Annotated in this window: 14 protein-coding genes; 7 read left to right on the top strand and 7 right to left on the bottom strand. The window is 68.9% G+C overall.

Annotation, left to right across the window (positions count from 1 at the left end; all coding sequences use genetic code 11):
* Together ACFU7D_RS23365 and ACFU7D_RS23370 are read left to right on the top strand one after the other, a co-directional pair.
* Positions 1 to 1,230, top strand: a 1,230-nt coding sequence (locus tag ACFU7D_RS23365; RefSeq protein WP_378871791.1) for an RNA polymerase sigma factor, incomplete at its 5' end; no start/stop codon positions are given.
* A gap of 140 nt (positions 1,231 to 1,370) precedes the next feature.
* Positions 1,371 to 3,341 carry an N-acetylmuramoyl-L-alanine amidase gene (locus ACFU7D_RS23370; protein WP_378871794.1) on the top strand — a complete coding sequence of 657 codons (1,971 nt, stop codon included), beginning with the start codon at positions 1,371 to 1,373 and terminating at the stop codon, positions 3,339 to 3,341.
* 16 nt (positions 3,342 to 3,357) lie between these two features.
* Here ACFU7D_RS23370 and ACFU7D_RS23375 read toward each other — a convergent pair whose 3' ends face one another.
* From ACFU7D_RS23375 to ACFU7D_RS23395, 5 genes are all read right to left on the bottom strand, one after another.
* Positions 3,358 to 4,356 (bottom strand): ABC transporter substrate-binding protein, encoded by a 999-nt coding sequence (locus ACFU7D_RS23375; RefSeq protein ID WP_378871796.1) that lies wholly within the window; start codon positions 4,354 to 4,356, stop codon positions 3,358 to 3,360.
* Between the two features lie 35 nt (positions 4,357 to 4,391).
* Positions 4,392 to 5,222, bottom strand: coding sequence for an ABC transporter permease (locus tag ACFU7D_RS23380; RefSeq protein WP_378871799.1), 831 nt, complete (start codon positions 5,220 to 5,222; stop codon positions 4,392 to 4,394).
* Positions 5,219 to 5,986 carry an ABC transporter ATP-binding protein gene (locus tag ACFU7D_RS23385; protein ID WP_378871816.1) on the bottom strand — a complete coding sequence of 256 codons (768 nt, stop codon included), beginning with the start codon at positions 5,984 to 5,986 and terminating at the stop codon, positions 5,219 to 5,221. The genes ACFU7D_RS23380 and ACFU7D_RS23385 overlap by 4 nt, the downstream gene beginning before the upstream one ends.
* A 97-nt stretch (positions 5,987 to 6,083) precedes the next feature.
* Positions 6,084 to 6,584 (bottom strand): DUF456 domain-containing protein, encoded by a 501-nt coding sequence (locus ACFU7D_RS23390; RefSeq protein ID WP_378871802.1) that lies wholly within the window; start codon positions 6,582 to 6,584, stop codon positions 6,084 to 6,086.
* Positions 6,585 to 6,671: 87 nt separating this feature from the next.
* Positions 6,672 to 6,878 (bottom strand): hypothetical protein, encoded by a 207-nt coding sequence (locus ACFU7D_RS23395; RefSeq protein ID WP_040756289.1) that lies wholly within the window; start codon positions 6,876 to 6,878, stop codon positions 6,672 to 6,674.
* Between the two features lie 452 nt (positions 6,879 to 7,330).
* Between ACFU7D_RS23395 and ACFU7D_RS23400 the strand changes: the two genes are divergently transcribed.
* The 3 genes from ACFU7D_RS23400 to ACFU7D_RS23410 all read left to right on the top strand — a co-directional run bounded on the left by ACFU7D_RS23400 (position 7,331) and on the right by ACFU7D_RS23410 (position 11,168).
* A complete protein-coding gene (locus ACFU7D_RS23400; RefSeq protein ID WP_378871818.1) occupies positions 7,331 to 9,316 on the top strand; it encodes a type IIA DNA topoisomerase subunit B in 1,986 nt (661 codons plus the stop codon).
* Positions 9,317 to 9,320: 4 nt separating this feature from the next.
* Positions 9,321 to 9,743, top strand: coding sequence for a hypothetical protein (locus tag ACFU7D_RS23405; protein WP_378871805.1), 423 nt, complete (start codon positions 9,321 to 9,323; stop codon positions 9,741 to 9,743).
* A gap of 87 nt (positions 9,744 to 9,830) precedes the next feature.
* Positions 9,831 to 11,168 carry an acetamidase/formamidase family protein gene (locus tag ACFU7D_RS23410; RefSeq protein WP_378871807.1) on the top strand — a complete coding sequence of 446 codons (1,338 nt, stop codon included), beginning with the start codon at positions 9,831 to 9,833 and terminating at the stop codon, positions 11,166 to 11,168.
* Positions 11,169 to 11,257: 89 nt separating this feature from the next.
* Here the strand turns inward: ACFU7D_RS23410 and ACFU7D_RS23415 are convergent, their stop codons facing one another.
* A complete protein-coding gene (locus tag ACFU7D_RS23415; protein WP_378871809.1) occupies positions 11,258 to 12,163 on the bottom strand; it encodes an RNA polymerase sigma-70 factor in 906 nt (301 codons plus the stop codon).
* A gap of 81 nt (positions 12,164 to 12,244) precedes the next feature.
* Between ACFU7D_RS23415 and ACFU7D_RS23420 the strand changes: the two genes are divergently transcribed.
* A complete protein-coding gene (locus tag ACFU7D_RS23420; protein ID WP_378871811.1) occupies positions 12,245 to 13,216 on the top strand; it encodes an NAD-dependent epimerase/dehydratase family protein in 972 nt (323 codons plus the stop codon).
* A 25-nt stretch (positions 13,217 to 13,241) separates the two neighbouring features.
* Positions 13,242 to 13,694 carry a PaaI family thioesterase gene (locus tag ACFU7D_RS23425; RefSeq protein ID WP_378732692.1) on the top strand — a complete coding sequence of 151 codons (453 nt, stop codon included), beginning with the start codon at positions 13,242 to 13,244 and terminating at the stop codon, positions 13,692 to 13,694.
* A 43-nt stretch (positions 13,695 to 13,737) separates the two neighbouring features.
* Here ACFU7D_RS23425 and tuf read toward each other — a convergent pair whose 3' ends face one another.
* Positions 13,738 to 14,925, bottom strand: coding sequence for an elongation factor Tu (gene tuf / locus ACFU7D_RS23430; protein WP_378871813.1), 1,188 nt, complete (start codon positions 14,923 to 14,925; stop codon positions 13,738 to 13,740).
* Positions 14,926 to 15,265 lie beyond the last annotated feature (340 nt).

Here is a 15,265-nt window from a genome sequence, read left to right on the forward strand (position 1 = left end):
AAGTCCGACGAGCCCGGGCCGAAGAAGACGACCGAGATCGACGAGGACGGCGAGGAGATCGTCCTCGAGGACGTCGAGGTCGATGTCGACGACATCGAGGACGACGACTCGGACAACGACACCGACGAGGCGACCCCGGTCGTCCAGCTCGGTCCCGACGGCAAGAAGGTCCTGCCCGACATCCCCGACGAGCAGTTCGAGAAGGATGTCGCCGCCGATCCCACGATCAAGGAGGACGAGAAGGAAGCCTCGAAGCAGAGCTTCGTCGTCTCCACCTCCGACGACACCGACGAGCCCGAGCAGACCGTCATGGTCGCCGGCGCGACCGCCGACCCGGTCAAGGACTACCTCAAGCAGATCGGCAAGGTCCCGCTGCTCAACGCCGAGATGGAGGTCGAGCTCGCCAAGCGGATCGAGGCCGGTCTCTTCGCGGAGGAGAAGCTCGGCAAGGGCGGCAAGATCACCCCGAAGATCCTCGACGAGCTCGAGTGGATCGCCGAGGACGGCAAGCGCGCCAAGAATCACCTCCTCGAGGCCAACCTCCGACTCGTGGTCTCGCTGGCCAAGCGCTACACCGGTCGCGGCATGCTCTTCCTGGACCTGATCCAGGAGGGCAACCTGGGTCTGATCCGTGCGGTCGAGAAGTTCGACTACACCAAGGGCTACAAGTTCTCGACGTACGCCACCTGGTGGATCCGTCAGGCGATCACCCGCGCCATGGCCGACCAGGCCCGCACCATCCGCATCCCGGTGCACATGGTCGAGGTCATCAACAAGCTCGCGCGCGTCCAGCGCCAGATGCTCCAGGACCTGGGCCGCGAGCCCACCCCGGAGGAGCTGGCCAAGGAGCTCGACATGACCCCGGAGAAGGTCATCGAGGTCCAGAAGTACGGTCGCGAGCCGATCTCGCTCCACACCCCGCTGGGTGAGGACGGCGACTCCGAGTTCGGCGACCTGATCGAGGACTCCGAGGCGATCGTCCCGGCCGACGCGGTCTCCTTCACGCTCCTCCAGGAGCAGCTGCACGCGGTGCTCGACACGCTCTCGGAGCGTGAGGCCGGTGTCGTGAGCATGCGTTTCGGCCTGACCGACGGTCAGCCGAAGACTTTAGACGAGATCGGCAAGGTCTACGGGGTCACCCGCGAGCGAATCCGCCAGATCGAGTCCAAGACGATGTCGAAGCTGCGACACCCGTCCCGATCGCAGGTTCTGCGTGACTATCTCGACTGAATCTGGCTAAGATCTGCGCGAACGCCTTCCCGGACTTCTGGGAGGGCGTTCGCCATTTCCGCAGACTCGCCCGCCACGACTGCGGATTGGGCTAGGTTGCACGGGTCGGTTTTCCGCGTCCCGGGAGGTTTCTCGTGCCTATGCGTCTCTCACCTCCACACCGGCCGGCTCTGGCCGCGGCCGGAGCACTGCTCGGCGGTCTGCTCGTCGCCGTGCCGATCACAGCGGTTGCCTCGGCGTCGGAGCCCGACTGGAACGCCTGCCTGAAGGGCACCGCCGACCGACAAGCCGTCTTCGATCGGGCAGCCGAGACCAGCGGGGTGCCGGCCGAGGTGCTGCTCGCGGTCTCCTACATGGAGTCGCGCTGGGATGCCCACGGGGAGGCGCCGAGCACGTCCGGCGGCTACGGGCCGATGCACCTGACCGACCTGTCGGCCCTGGCGAAGGACACCGAGGCCCACCCCGACCCGCTCGGAAAGGGCGACGGCTCCAACCTGCCTGCAACCACCACTCGCCAGCGCGAGGAGGCGGTCAGGCTGGGAGAGGTCGAGACGCTGCGTGCGGCCAACGACATCACCGGGATCCCGGTCGCCGACCTGCGCGAGGACGCGGTCGCCAACATCTGTGGTGGCGCCGCCGTGCTGGCCGACTACCAGGAGGCTGCCGGCGGGGCCGAGAGCCTGGCGGACTGGAGTGCGGCAGTCGGTCGCTACAGCGGGGCCGCCGACGAGGCGACGGCGCTCAAGTTCGCGCGGCAGGTGTTCGCGACGCTGAGCGCGGGGGAGTCGCGTACGACCAACGACGGCCACCGGGTCACCTTGGCCGGGAAGCCGGTCACCGCCAGCGAGGAGGCGATCGGACGGCTCGACCTCGCCGAGGCCGATGCCGATGCCGCGGAGACGGTCGAGTGCCCGGCGGTGCTCGGCTGCGAGTCGCTGCCGGCGCCCTACGAGCAGACCGGCGACACGGTGGGCGACTACGGCAACCACGACCTCGGCAGCCGGCCCGAGGAGGGTTCGGTCGACTACATCGTCATCCACGACACCGAGACCTCCTACGACGGCACCGTGAGGCTGGTCCAGGACCCGACCTACCTGGGCTGGCACTACACGCTGCGCTCGGTCGACGGCCACGTCGCTCACCACATCCCCGGCAAGGACGTCGGCTGGCACGCCGGCAACTGGTACGTCAACAGCCACTCGATCGGGCTGGAGCACGAGGGCTACGCCGCGAACGGAGCCTGGTACACCGAGGCGATGTACCAGACCTCGGCCACCCTGGTCGGCTACCTGGCCCAGAGCTACGGGGTCCCGCTGGACCGGGCCCACATCATCGGCCACGACCAGGTCCAGGGCGTCGCGCCGGCCAATGTCGCCGGGATGCACTGGGACCCGGGCCCCTACTGGGACTGGAGCCACTACTTCGACCTGCTGCGTTCGCCGATCAAGCCCGACCGGCACTCGCGCAGCGAGATCTGGACGGTCAACCCCGACTTCGACACCAACACCGGCAACGTGATGACCGGCTGCACACAGGCGGGCGTCCCGTGCCCGAGCGACCGGGGCACCAACTTCGTCAACGTCTACGCCGAGCCGTCCACCGACGCTCCGCTGCTGCCGGACACCGTCGTCGGCGGCTCCGCCAAGGTCTCCAACTGGGGTCCGCGCCTGGCGGCCGGGCAGAAGGTCGTCGTCAACGACCGGACCCGGCCGACGTGGTGGGGCGTCTGGTTCGGCGGCAAGCAGGGCTGGATCCAGAACCCCCGCGACGTACTCCTGCCCTCCGACGGCAAGGTCGTCACCCCGAAGGCAGGTACCACCGCCAAGATCTACGGGACGGCCTATCCCACGCAGGCGAGCGACTACCCCGCAGGGGTGACGCCGCGGACGATCGCGCCGCTGCAGTACACCATCCCCGCCGGCCAGAAGTACGTCCTGGCCGACGCCAGGATCCCGACCGACTACTACAAGGCGAACAACTTCAACTGCGCCACGGTCGACGGCGTCCCCGACTGCATCGTGATCAGCGGCGACACGACCTACTACCAGATCTGGTTCAACCACCGGATCGCGTACGTCATGGCCGACGACGTCACGGTGACCAACGGCTGACCCCCGCCGAGGGGACTCAGCTGGCGTCGGCGTTGAACTCGTTGTCGACGTAGATGTCCTCGGCGGACGGGGCCTTCTCGATCATCTCGACCGACTCCATGAAGTCGGCGAACTCGCCGAAGCCGGTCGGGGTGAGAGACCAGGTGACGTCGGGGTCGGTGATCTGGGTCTTGACCTCGTCAGCGGTGAGCTCGCCCTCGGACTCGGCCGAGAGGAGCTCGGCGGCCTGGTCGGGGTCGTCGGTCAGCAGGGCGTTGGACTCCTTCAGCGCCGCGTAGAACGCCTTGGTGAAGTCGGGGTTGGCGTCGAGGAAGTCGGGCTTGGCGTAGATGGCGTTGAAGGTGGTGCGGCCGAAGAGGTCGTAGCTCTTCAGGATCGGGTGGGCGCCGGCCTCGGCCTCCTGCGCGACGAACGGCGGGGCGGTGAGGTGGCCGGCGATCTGGCCGGAGATGAGTGCCTGGAGGCCGTCGGGGTGGCCCATGCCGACGATGTTCTTGTCCAGCGCGTGCGGGTCTCCCAGCTGCTCACCGGCGGCCTTGCGCAGCGGCAGCGACTGGATCGAGTCGGGAGCCGGCATCGCGATCTTGGCGTCCTTCGGGAGGTCCTTCAGCGACGTGATCGCGGGGTCGGTGACCATGAGCTGGAGGTTCATCTGGTTCATCGCGGCGACCGTCTTCCAGCCGACGCCGGCGTCGACGCCGACCAGGAAGGGGGAGGCGCCCATCGACGCGACCTGGACGTCGCCCGCGATGACGGCGTCGCGCAGCGCCCCGCCGGAGTCGAGCTCCTGCCACTTGATCTCGGTGTCGGGCAGCGCCTTCTCCAGCGTCTTCTGCTCCTTGATGATCAGCAGGGTCGAGTAGCCCAGCCCCGGCTGGTAGCCGATGGTGATCGTCTCGGCGGGGCCGTCGTCGGCCGTGCCGGCACCACAGGCGGCGAGCACGCCGGCGAGCAGCGTCGCGGCACAGGCGGCGGCCAGGCCGCGTACGCCTCGACGAGATTCGCGATGGGACATGGTGGAGCTCCTTGGAGTGGGGGAGAGGGTGGAGGTCAGGCGGTCTTCATGCCCCAGCGGACGACCGTGCGGCGCTCCAGCCAGGTGAAGACGAGGTCGAAGACGATCCCGATCAGCGCGATGGTGACGAGACCGGCAAAGGCGTCGGCGATGTGCAGGTAGGTCTTGGCGTTGTTGATGAAGTAGCCGAGACCGCCGCCCTCGCCGGCGACGCCGAAGACCAGCTCGGCCGCGATGATCGTGCGCCAGCCGAAGGCCCAGGCGCTCTTCAGGCCGGAGACGGTGTGGGGGAGCGCGGCGGGGACGAGGACGTACCAGACCAGGCGTACGCCGCGCAGTCCGATGTTGCGGCCGACCGCGACCACGGTGGGGTTGGCGGTGCGGAAGCCCTGGCTGACGTTGATCGCGATCGGCCAGATCACCGCGTTGGCGATCACCACGACCAGAGCGGTGGTGTTGATGCCGAACCACAGCATCGCCAGCGGCAGGATCGCGACCGCCGGGAGCGGGTTGAGCATCGAGGTGAGCAGGACCAGCAGGTCCTCGCCGATCTTCGTCCAGGTCGCCAGCGTGGTGAGCGCGGCAGCGGCCACGATCCCGATGGCGAGAGCCTGGCCGAGGATGCGCAGGGTCAGCAGCGTCGAGTCGACCAGCGCACCGCTGCGTACGCCCTCGACCATCGCTTTCGCGACGTCGAGCGGACCCACCAGCACCAGCGGGCTGACCCCGCCGAACCGGACGCCGAGGTCCCAGCCGAGCAGCAGGATGAGGAGCAGGAGCCCGCGGCGGAGGACGGTGGGCAGGTCGCCCCACCGAGGAAGCCGTCGCGGCAAGTCGGTGGGGACGTCGAGCGCGGCGGCGGTCATGCCGCCACCTCTGCGTCGTCGGTGGCGTCGCCGGCGAGCAGGGACCGCAGGCGGGTCTGGGCGGCGACGAAGGCCGGGTCGGTCGGATTGTCGAGGCCGCGCACGTCGAGGGTCTCGACGACGTGCGACGGCGGAGTCGAGAGGACGACGACCTGGTCGCCGACATAGACCGCCTCGGCGATGCTGTGGGTGACGAAGAGAACGGTGATCCCGGTGTCGGCGGCGACCTGCTTGAGCTCGCGCTGGAGCCGGTCGCGCGTCTGCGCGTCGAGGGCGCCGAACGGCTCGTCCATGAGGAGTACGTCGGGTTCGAGCGCCAGCGCCCGGGCGATCGCGACCCGCTGCTTCATGCCGCCCGAGAGCTGGTGCGGATAGCGCGTCGCGGCCTGGTCGAGCCCCATCACGCCCAGCCAGTGCCCTGCGCGTTCCCGGGCCTGCTCGCGGGTGCGGCCGTTGGCGCGCAGGGGGAACTCCAGGTTGCCCCGCACGGTGCGCCACGGGAAGAGCTGGTCGAACTCCTGGAAGACGACCGCCCGATCGGGCCCGGGTGCGGCGACCGAGGTGCGGCCGGAGACGGTGATCGTGCCCGACCAGGGCCTCAGGAACCCGGCCGCGGCCTTCAAGATGGTCGACTTCCCGCAGCCGGAAGGACCGAGCAGCATCGTCGTCGATCCGCGGGGAACCGAGAACGAGACCCCACCGACGGCGAGATGCGGTGTGCCGTCGACGACGTAGCCGAGGCGTACGTCATCGACCTCGAGCATGGACACGGATGCCTCCAGGGATGTTGTCGTCAGAGCCGACTTAGAAAACTAAGTCACTCGACTATAGCGACCTGGAGGCCGCGCCCGCGGTCGGGGCTCAGGTGATGAACAGCCCGACGACCCAGGTGATGGTGGCGAGGGTGGCGGCGACGGCGTCGATCAGGATGAACAGGCCCATCGCCTTCAGGGCGGTCCAGGTGGAGGTCCAGGCCTCACCCACGTCACCGCCGTGGCGACGGAGCTCGGCGAGGAAGACGCCGATGGGGAAGCCGACGAATACGCCGACGACGGGGATCACGAAGAAGCCGATGATGGCCAGGATCGCGCCGACGATCTGGGTGGACAGCGGCATCCCGGAGTCCTTGAGGCGCTTGCCGGGGATGGCGTACTTGGTGATGAGCCCGATGGCGATGAAGGCGGCGGAGATGCCGAAGATCACCCATCCGGTGGACTCTCCCAGCCAGATGGCCCAGCCGAGGATCGCGGCGGCGACGAGCAGCGCGCCACCGGGGAGGACAGGGACGATGATGCCGGCGATGCCGAAGGCGATGACCAGCGCGACGAGACCGACAATGATCGATTCAGGGACGAGACTCACGGAGCGAACCCTAGCCCCGTGGTGCCCCGGAGACGCCGAAGGCCCGGACCGTCGTGGTCCGGGCCTTCGGGGAGTCGGTGGGTGGGGTCAGTTCTTCTCGGTGAGCTTGTGCGTCTCGTCGGTGATCGAGCTCGCGATCTCCTTGAGCTTCTCACCGTGCTCGCGGGCGTGGTGGGCGCAGAACAGCAGTTCGCCGCCGGAGTGGAGCTCCGCGCGTACGTAGGCCTGCGCTCCGCACCGGTCGCAACGGTCCTCGGACGTGAGCGGCGAGCTGGTGGCAACGGCAGTGGTCACATCGGCCTCATTTCTGAATCATGATTGCGCCGGGATAACGTACGTGAGTCCTGGAAGATTCCCTAGCCTGGACTCTTACCGCGGTCGCACCTCTAATCCTTGCAGTTGTCGCTCCGGGTTGGGGATCCGGGTCGGACCTACCCCGCGGGACATCGCTGTCCGTGACAGACATTCTTACCTGTCGACCGACCATTTCGTGCATCGAAACCCGCAAGTTCCACGTAACGGACCGATCACGACGTACGTGTGCCGCCCGATGGCGCGTGGCCGGTTGCCGCGTGCCTGCGTGAGACCCGGGCGTGTCGCACGGTAGATTTCATCCGAGCAACACCCCCACGCAGTACCCCGGGAACAACGCAGTAACGCAGGAGCCGATCATCTCTGACAACACCTACAACGCCGCGCACCTCCTCGTCCTCGAGGGCTTGGAGGCGGTGCGCAAGCGTCCCGGTATGTACATCGGCTCGACCGATACCCGCGGCCTCATGCACTGCCTGTGGGAGATCATCGACAACGGCGTCGACGAGGCGCTGGCCGGAGTCGCCGGCCACGTCGAGGTGACGATGCACCCCGACGGCTCGGTGGAGGTCTACGACGACGGCCGCGGCATCCCGACCGACAAGGAGCCCCGCACCGGGCTTCCGGGTGTCGAGGTGGTCGCGACCAAGCTGCACGCCGGCGGCAAGTTCGGCGGTGGCTCCTACAACGCGACCGGTGGTCTGCACGGTGTCGGCCTCTCGGTCGTCAACGCGCTCTCGAGCCGCATGGACATCGACGTGGACCGCTCGCCGGCCCAGCAGGGGATGTCGTTCCGCCGTGGCGTGCCCGGTGTGTTCGACGGTGACGGCCCCACGGCCGGCTTCACGCCGACCAGCGGCCTGACCCGCAAGGGCAAGCGGGTCGCCAAGGGCAAGACCGGCACCAGGGTCAGGTTCTGGCCGGACCGGCAGATCTTCACCAAGGACGCCCGCTTCGAGCTCGAGGGGCTGCTCGGCCGGGCCCGGCAGACGAGCTTCATCGTCCCCGGGCTCGAGCTGGTCATCCGCGACCAGTCCGGCGCCGACCCGGTCGAGGAGAAGTTCCGCCACGACGGCGGCATCGCGGAGTTCGTCGACTTCCTGGCCAAGGACGAGCCGGTCAGCGGAGTACTCCGCCTGCAGGGGTCGGACACCTTCACCGAGACCGTGCCGATGCTCGACGACGCCGGCCACATGACCCCGCAGGACGTCGAGCGTGAGCTCGGCGTCGACATCGCGGTGCGCTGGGGCAGCGGCTACGACTCCGAGATCCGCTCCTTCGTCAACGTGATCGCCACCCCGAAGGGCGGCACCCACGTCAGTGGCTTCGAGAACGCGCTGACCAAGACGTTCAACGACGCCATGCGTGCGGCCAAGGTGCTCAAGGTCAACGACAAGGACATCGTCAAGGAGGACATCCTCGAGGGCCTGACCTCGGTGGTGACGGTGCGCCTGGCCGAGCCGCAGTTCGAGGGTCAGACCAAGGAGATCCTCGGCACCCCGGCGGCCCGCAGCGTGGTGCGCAAGGTCGTTTCCGCGGAGATGAAGGCGTTCCTCACCGAGTCGCGCGGGGCCCTGAAGCAGCAGGCCAAGCTGGTGATGGAGAAGGTGTACGCCGCCTCCAAGACCCGGCTATCGCTGCGCCAGCAGAAGGAGAACCAGCGGCGCAAGAACGCCCTGGAGTCCTCCGCGCTGCCCTCCAAACTCGCCGACTGCCGCACCACCGACGACCGCGCCGAGCTGTTCATCGTCGAGGGTGACTCCGCGCTCGGCACCGCCAAGGTGGCCCGCAACTCGGAGTTCCAGGCGCTGCTGCCGATCCGCGGCAAGATCCTCAACGTCCAGAAGGCCTCGGTCGGCGACATGCTGAAGAACGCCGAGTGCTCCTCGATCATCCAGGTCGTGGGGACGGGCACCGGTCGGGGCTTCGACCTGGACGCGGCGCGCTACGGCAAGATCATCTTCATGGCCGACGCCGACTCCGACGGCGCCCACATCCGTACGCTGCTGGCGACCCTGTTCTTCAAGTACATGCCCGAGCTGATCGCGGCCGGCAAGGTCTACACCGCGGTCCCGCCGCTGCACCGGATCGAGATCTCCAACCCCAAGAAGGGGATGGACAAGTACATCTATACCTACTCCGACCCGGAGCTGCAGCGCAAGCTCGCCGAGCTGAAGAAGAAGAACGTCAGCTGGAAGGACCCGGTGCAGCGCTACAAGGGTCTGGGTGAGATGGACGCCGACCAGCTGGCCGAGACCACCATGGACCCGCGCCACCGGACGCTGCGCCGGCTGACGCTGGACGACGCCGACGAGGCCGCGGCGGTCTTCGACCTGCTGATGGGCTCCGACGTGGCTCCGCGCAAGGAGTTCATCGTCGCCGGAGGCGGTCAGCTCTCCGAGACCGACCTCGACTTCTAGGGCCGTGACCTCAGCGATGGACCAGAAGGCAGCTCGGACAGCGGCGACCAAGGCGTTCAAGACGGGCGGCATGCCGCTGCGCAAGGGCCATCACCGGCTCGGTGACCCCAAGAGCGACGACATCGTCTGGTACGTCGACCTGCGCGCCCAGGGCGCCGGGCCGAGCGCGCCGCTGCGCTTCGAGATCGGCTGCTGGGTCGCCGCCCTCGGCCACCCGGAACCGGAGGGCGGCCCGGTCGACTGCCCGCTGCTGTTGGACCGGTCGTTGGCCGCGACCACTCCCACCGAGCTGGCCGACGAGGTCGGCGAGCTGGTCGACCTCGTCAGTCGCCTCGACTCGGTGAGTGCCCTCGGCGCAGCGCTGACCTCGGGTGAGCTGGGCCGTCCCTTGGTCGACCAGTCGCTGCGCACCTTCCTGGAGGAGTAGATACGCCGCTGACCCGCGGGTGTCACCGGCCCGAAATGCGGCTTCCTTAGCGTCAGGCTCGCTGTAGCCGAGGTTGAGGAGACGACGATGACGCATGACGGACGCAAAGCTGCCGAGCACCTGGCCGCGGGTCTGGGACGACGAAGGCTTGTACAGGCGGCACTGGGTGTCGCCGGTGCCGGTGCGGCGGCGGTCGGTGCCTCGGGTGCGGCTCACGCCCATGGTTCCGGGGCCCCGCGGAAGCCAGGACGGTTCGGCGGCATCCTGCAGCCGGGCGAGGGCCGGATCGCAGGCGATGTCTACCTGCCCTCGGAGACGGACGACGTGCTGTGGGGCTACGTCCCTTCGGTGCACGCTACGGCGGTGGCGCGGGTGCGGTCCGGGCGTACGGTGACGATCGACTCCATCTCCCACGAGGGCATCCTCGAGGATCAGGGCCGCGACCCGGTCGCGTGGTTCGGTGAGCACGGCGTACGCAGCAAGAACGTGCTCCGCGACGCGGTCGAGGTGGCCGCCTCCTATGACCGCACCCGGCGCAACTTCGACGTCGACGGGCCTCATGTCATCACCGGGCCGGTCTTCGTCGAGGGCGCCGAGCCTGGCGACGTGCTCAAGATCGAGACGCTCGAGGCGACGCCGCGGGTGCCGTACGGAATCGTCTCCTCGCGTCACGGCAAGGGCGCGCTCGCGCTCACCAGGGACGGAGCGGCGCCCGCGGGGATCACGCTGGACGAGGTGATGCCGCCGGTGGCGACCGACGGGCGCGGGACCGGGGAGCCCACGGCGTACGGAAACGTGTCGGTCTTCGCCGAGCTTCATGGCGACAAGGTGAGGATGGGCCCGGTGAGCTTCCCGGTGAACACCTTCTTCGGAACGATGGGCGTGGCCTACGCCGAGACGACCGAGCTGACCGCTCCGGAGGCGAACTCGATCCCGCCGACGCTCGGCGGCGGCAACATCGACATCAACCTGCTCGGAGCGGGCTCGACGTTCTACCTCCCGGTCAAGGCCGAGGGGGCGCTGTTCTATGTCGGCGACCCGCACATGGCCATGGGCAACGGCGAAGTCGCGCTCACGGCGCTGGAGGGCTCGCTTCGGGGCACGTTCCGGCTGACGGTGTGCAAGCCCGGGTCGGGTGATGCTCCATCGGTGGCGTACGACTACCCGTTCGCCGAGACGGACGGTGCCTACATCCCGATCGGCCTCTCCGACCCGGACGGGTCGGTCGGCGGCCAGGGCAGCGATCTCGATGTCGCGATGAGGCGAGCGGTCGTCAATGCCCTGGACTTCCTCGAGCAGGACAAGGGTCTGGACCGGGCGATCGCGTACGCCTACCTCTCCGCCGCCGCTGACTTCGTGGTCTCGCAGGTCGTCGACCGTACGGTCGGGGTGCACGGGATCATCAGCAAGGCTGACCTCCCCTGATCGAGACGTCACTCGCGTCGGCCGAGGCGTCACGACGCTGCCACCTCGCCCGGCGCTGGTGACGTCTCGGCGGTGGGGGACCTTGTCGGTCAGCGCTCGGCCAGCAGCGCGAAGAGGTCGCCGACCTCGCCGAGGTGGCCGAGCTTGTCGGGGTTGAGGACGTTGTGCATGCGTACGATCCGGCCACCGTCGACGTCGAGCGCGATGACGCCCAGCAGGGCGCCGTCGGCACTGCGGGTGAGCATCGCCGGCTGACCGTTGGCGGAGGAGAGCTCCAGGCGTACGCCGAAGCGCTCGCCCTGACGCATGAGCCCGAGCAGGAAGCGGGTGACGGCGACGGCGCCGAGCATCGGCTTCTGGATGGCGGGGGCCCGGCCACCGCCGTCGGCGACGAACACGACGTCGTCGGCGAGCAGCCGCTCCAGGCCGGTGATGTCGTTCGCGGACAGCGCGGCGACGAACTGGGAGGCGAGCTGGTCGCGGCGCTCGCGGGATGGGTCGAAGCGAGGGGTTCCGTCGGCGATCCGCTTGCGTGCCCGGGTGAAGATCTGGCGGCAGTTGGTCGCGCTCTTGTCGACGATCGGGGCGATGTCCTCGTAGTCGTAGCCCAGGACCTCGCGCAGCACGAACACCGCGCGCTCGACCGGCGTGAGCGACTCCAGCAGGACCAGGAACGCGGTGCTGACGGTCTCGTCGAGCTCGAAGCGGTGCGCGGGGTCCTCGTCGGAGACCAGGATCGGCTCGGGCAGCCACGGCCCGACGTACTGCTCGCGGCGGTGGCGAGCCGATCGCAGGGTGTCGATGGCGATCCGGGTGGTGACGGTGGTGGCGTACGCATCGAGGTTCTCGACCTCTCCGGTCTCCTGCGTGCTGCGATGCATCCGCAGGAACGCCTCCTGCACGATGTCCTCCGCCTCGGCGACGCTGCCGAGCATCCGGTAGGCGATCGAGAACATCAGCGGGCGGAGCCCGTCATGGGCGGTTGCGAGGTCCACGATCGCAGGACCTTACGCCAGCTGTCACAGGAGCGCAGGTCGTTTCGTCGGTGGGGACAACAACGAGGAGAGGACAAGGAAATGCGTATCTTCATCGCAGGCGGAACCGGCGCGGTCGGGATTCGGATGGTGCCGTTGCTGGTGGCCGCCGGGCACGAGGTGTACGGCTCGACCCGGCACGACGCGGGGCGTGAGGCCCTGGCCCAGATGGGCGCGACCGGGATCGTGATGGACCCGCTGAACGCGCAGAGCGTCCACGACGCGGTCGCCAAGGCGGCACCTGAGGTCGTCGTCCACCAGCTCACCGCGCTGGGCAGCCTGAGCGGCAACCTGAGGAAGTGGGACCAGGACTTCGCGATGACCAACCGGCTGCGTACCGAGGGCACCGACCACCTGCTGGCCGCCGCCCGTGCGGCCGGGGTGCGCCGGTTCGTCGCGCAGAGCTTCGGCGGTGGCTGGGCCCACGAGCGCACCGGCGGCTGGGTCAAGGACGAGACCGCCCCGCTCATCACCGACCCCGGCAAGGAGGCCCGGGGCACGCTGGCGGCGATCCGTCATCTGGAGTCCGCGGTCACCGCGGCGACCGACCCTTCGACAAGCTCAGGACACCGCGTCGAAGGCGTCGTGCTCCGCTACGGCAACTTCTACGGCCCCGGCAACGCCACCTCGCGCGAGGGTGCGCTCGGTGAGATGCTGCGCAAGGGCAAGATGCCGGTGGTCGGCGGTGGCACCGGGGTGTGGTCGTTCGTCCACATCGACGACGTGGCTTCCGCTACGGTCGCGGCCCTCGACCGGGGAACGCCGGGCATCTATCACATCGTCGACGACGAGCCCGCTCCGGTGAACCAGTGGATCCCGCTCCTGGCCGAGGAGGTCGGCGGCAGGAGCCCGATGCGACTGCCGGCCTGGCTCGCCCGGCCGCTGATCGGCGAGTTCGGGGTCGCGCTGATGACCTCGGTGCGCGGCTCCTCGAACGCCAAGGCGAAGCGGGAGCTCGGCTGGACACCGTCGTACGCCACCTGGCGCGAGGGCTTCCGGACCGGGATCGGCTGATCGTGGCTATGGTGGCGCGGTGAAGATGATCGCGTTGCAGGACGAGTGGTGGCCGACGATGACCTGCTTCGGGTGCGGGCCGGCCAACGCCCAGGGGCTCCAGCTGAAGAGCTATCCGCAGCTGGACGGGAGCGTGACCGCGACCTTCCAGCCGTGGCCGCAGCACGACAACGGCGGCGGGTTCCTCAACGGCGGGATCATCGCGACCGTGCTCGACTGCCACAGCGCCGCCGCGGTGCACCAGGAGGCGTTCCTCAACGGCTGGATGCCTGCGGAGGGGGAGTCCCTGGCCTACGTCACCGCCGGGATCGACGTACGCTACCGGCGGCCGGCACCGCTGCGGGAGCCGGTCACGCTCGTCGCGTCCACGAAGGACGCCAGCGAGGACCAGATCACGTCGCTGGTGCGGCTGGAGTGGGACGGGAAGGTCCGCGCCGAGGGCGAGGCGCTGTGGAAGCGCTGGCGCCCCCGCGACTGAGAACCAGGAGACGGCCCCCACCAGGGTGAGGGCCGTCCCATCTCTAGTCGAGCAGCTCGGTCACGGTGCCGGCGGCGACGGTCTGACCGCCTTCGCGGACCGCGAAGCCGAGTCCGACGTTCATCGCGATCGGCTTCTCCAGCTCCACTCCGAGCTCGATCGTGTCGCCGGGCATGACCAGGGCGATCTCACCCAGGTCGATCCCGCCGGGCACGTCCGTGGTCCGGAAGTAGAACTGCGGCCGGTAGTCCGCGGCGAACGGGGTGTGCCGGCCACCCTCTGCGGTGGACAGCGCGTGCAGGTTCGCCCGGAACTTCCGGTGCGGCCGCACGCTGCCCGGCAGCGCCACCACCTGGCCGCGACGGACCTCGTCGCGCTTGACGCCACGCAGCAGCACCGCCGCGTTGTCACCCGCGTCCGCGGACTCCAGCGACTTGCCGAACGTCTCGAGGCCGATCGCGGTGCTGGTGATCGTCGTGCCGAGGCCCACGACCTCGACCGCGTCGCCGACCTTCAGCGACCCGCGCTCGACAGCACCGGTGACCACCGTCCCGCGACCGGTGATGGTGACGACGTTCTCGATCGGCATCAGGAACGGCTCACCGAGCTCGCGCTCCGGCACCGGCACGTAGTCGTCGATCGCGTCCAGCAGGTCACCGATCGCGGCCGTCCACCCCGGGTCGCCCTCCAGTGCCTTGAGCCCGGACACCCGGACGACAGGGACGTCGTCGCCGGGGAACCCGTACTCCGAGAGGAGGTCACGGACCTCCAGCTCGACCAGGTCGAGCAGCTCGGGGTCGTCGACGGTGTCGGCCTTGTTGAGCGCGACCACCAGGTACGGCACGCCGACCCGGCGCGCGAGCAGCACGTGCTCACGCGTCTGCGGCATGGCGCCGTCCTGCGCGGAGACGACCAGGATCGCGGCGTCCACCTGGGCGGCGCCGGTGATCATGTTCTTCACGTAGTCGGCGTGCCCGGGCATGTCGACGTGCGCGTAGTGCCGGGTCGCGGTCTCGTACTCGACGTGCGAGATGTTGATCGTGATCCCGCGCTGCAGCTCCTCCGGAGCACGGTCGATGCCGTCGAAGGCGATGAAGCGGTTCACGCTCGGGTCGCGCTCCGCGAGCACCTTGGTGATCGCGGCGGTCAGGGTGGTCTTGCCGTGGTCGACGTGACCCATCGTCCCGATGTTGAGGTGCGGCTTGGTCCGCACGAACTGGCTCTTGGCCATGAGTTGTCCTTTGGTCGCTCAGTTGATTCGGGGTGAGCCAGGACCCTCCGGCAAGCCCTCACAGCGCTGTCACCGCGGTGAGGGGGGCCGGTGCGGGCCACCCTCCTCCGCGGGTCCTGCGAGGCAGGAGGAGGGTCAGCTTCGAGCGCCGGTGCAATCGACTGACGGAGTCCATGTGGGAGCGCCCGTCAGGCTCTTGCCTGACAGGTCGAACTCGGAAACCACGCGGAACATGCGCATCACGATAGGCACCAACGCCGGCCCGAGCAAAGGAATTCCCCGCGATACGCCGAGTCGGCTCGTCCTGACCGGATCCAGCGCCGAGTCGGCGCGTCATGAC

This window comes from Nocardioides sp. NPDC057577 (genome assembly GCF_042801335.1).
Classification (GTDB): Bacteria; Actinomycetota; Actinomycetes; order Propionibacteriales; family Nocardioidaceae; genus Nocardioides.

Excerpts from the sequence above, each read along its gene's own strand:
- ACFU7D_RS23370 (WP_378871794.1), top strand. The coding sequence starts at position 1,371 with ATGCGTCTCTCACCTCCACACCGGCCGGCTCTGGCCGCGGCCGGAGCA.
- ACFU7D_RS23375 (WP_378871796.1), bottom strand. The coding sequence starts at position 4,356 with ATGTCCCATCGCGAATCTCGTCGAGGCGTACGCGGCCTGGCCGCCGCC.
- ACFU7D_RS23380 (WP_378871799.1), bottom strand. The coding sequence starts at position 5,222 with ATGACCGCCGCCGCGCTCGACGTCCCCACCGACTTGCCGCGACGGCTT.
- ACFU7D_RS23385 (WP_378871816.1), bottom strand. The coding sequence starts at position 5,986 with ATGCTCGAGGTCGATGACGTACGCCTCGGCTACGTCGTCGACGGCACA.
- ACFU7D_RS23400 (WP_378871818.1), top strand. The coding sequence starts at position 7,331 with ATGTACATCGGCTCGACCGATACCCGCGGCCTCATGCACTGCCTGTGG.
- ACFU7D_RS23410 (WP_378871807.1), top strand. The coding sequence starts at position 9,831 with ATGACGCATGACGGACGCAAAGCTGCCGAGCACCTGGCCGCGGGTCTG.
- ACFU7D_RS23420 (WP_378871811.1), top strand. The coding sequence starts at position 12,245 with ATGCGTATCTTCATCGCAGGCGGAACCGGCGCGGTCGGGATTCGGATG.
- ACFU7D_RS23425 (WP_378732692.1), top strand. The coding sequence starts at position 13,242 with ATGATCGCGTTGCAGGACGAGTGGTGGCCGACGATGACCTGCTTCGGG.
- tuf (WP_378871813.1), bottom strand. The coding sequence starts at position 14,925 with ATGGCCAAGAGCCAGTTCGTGCGGACCAAGCCGCACCTCAACATCGGG.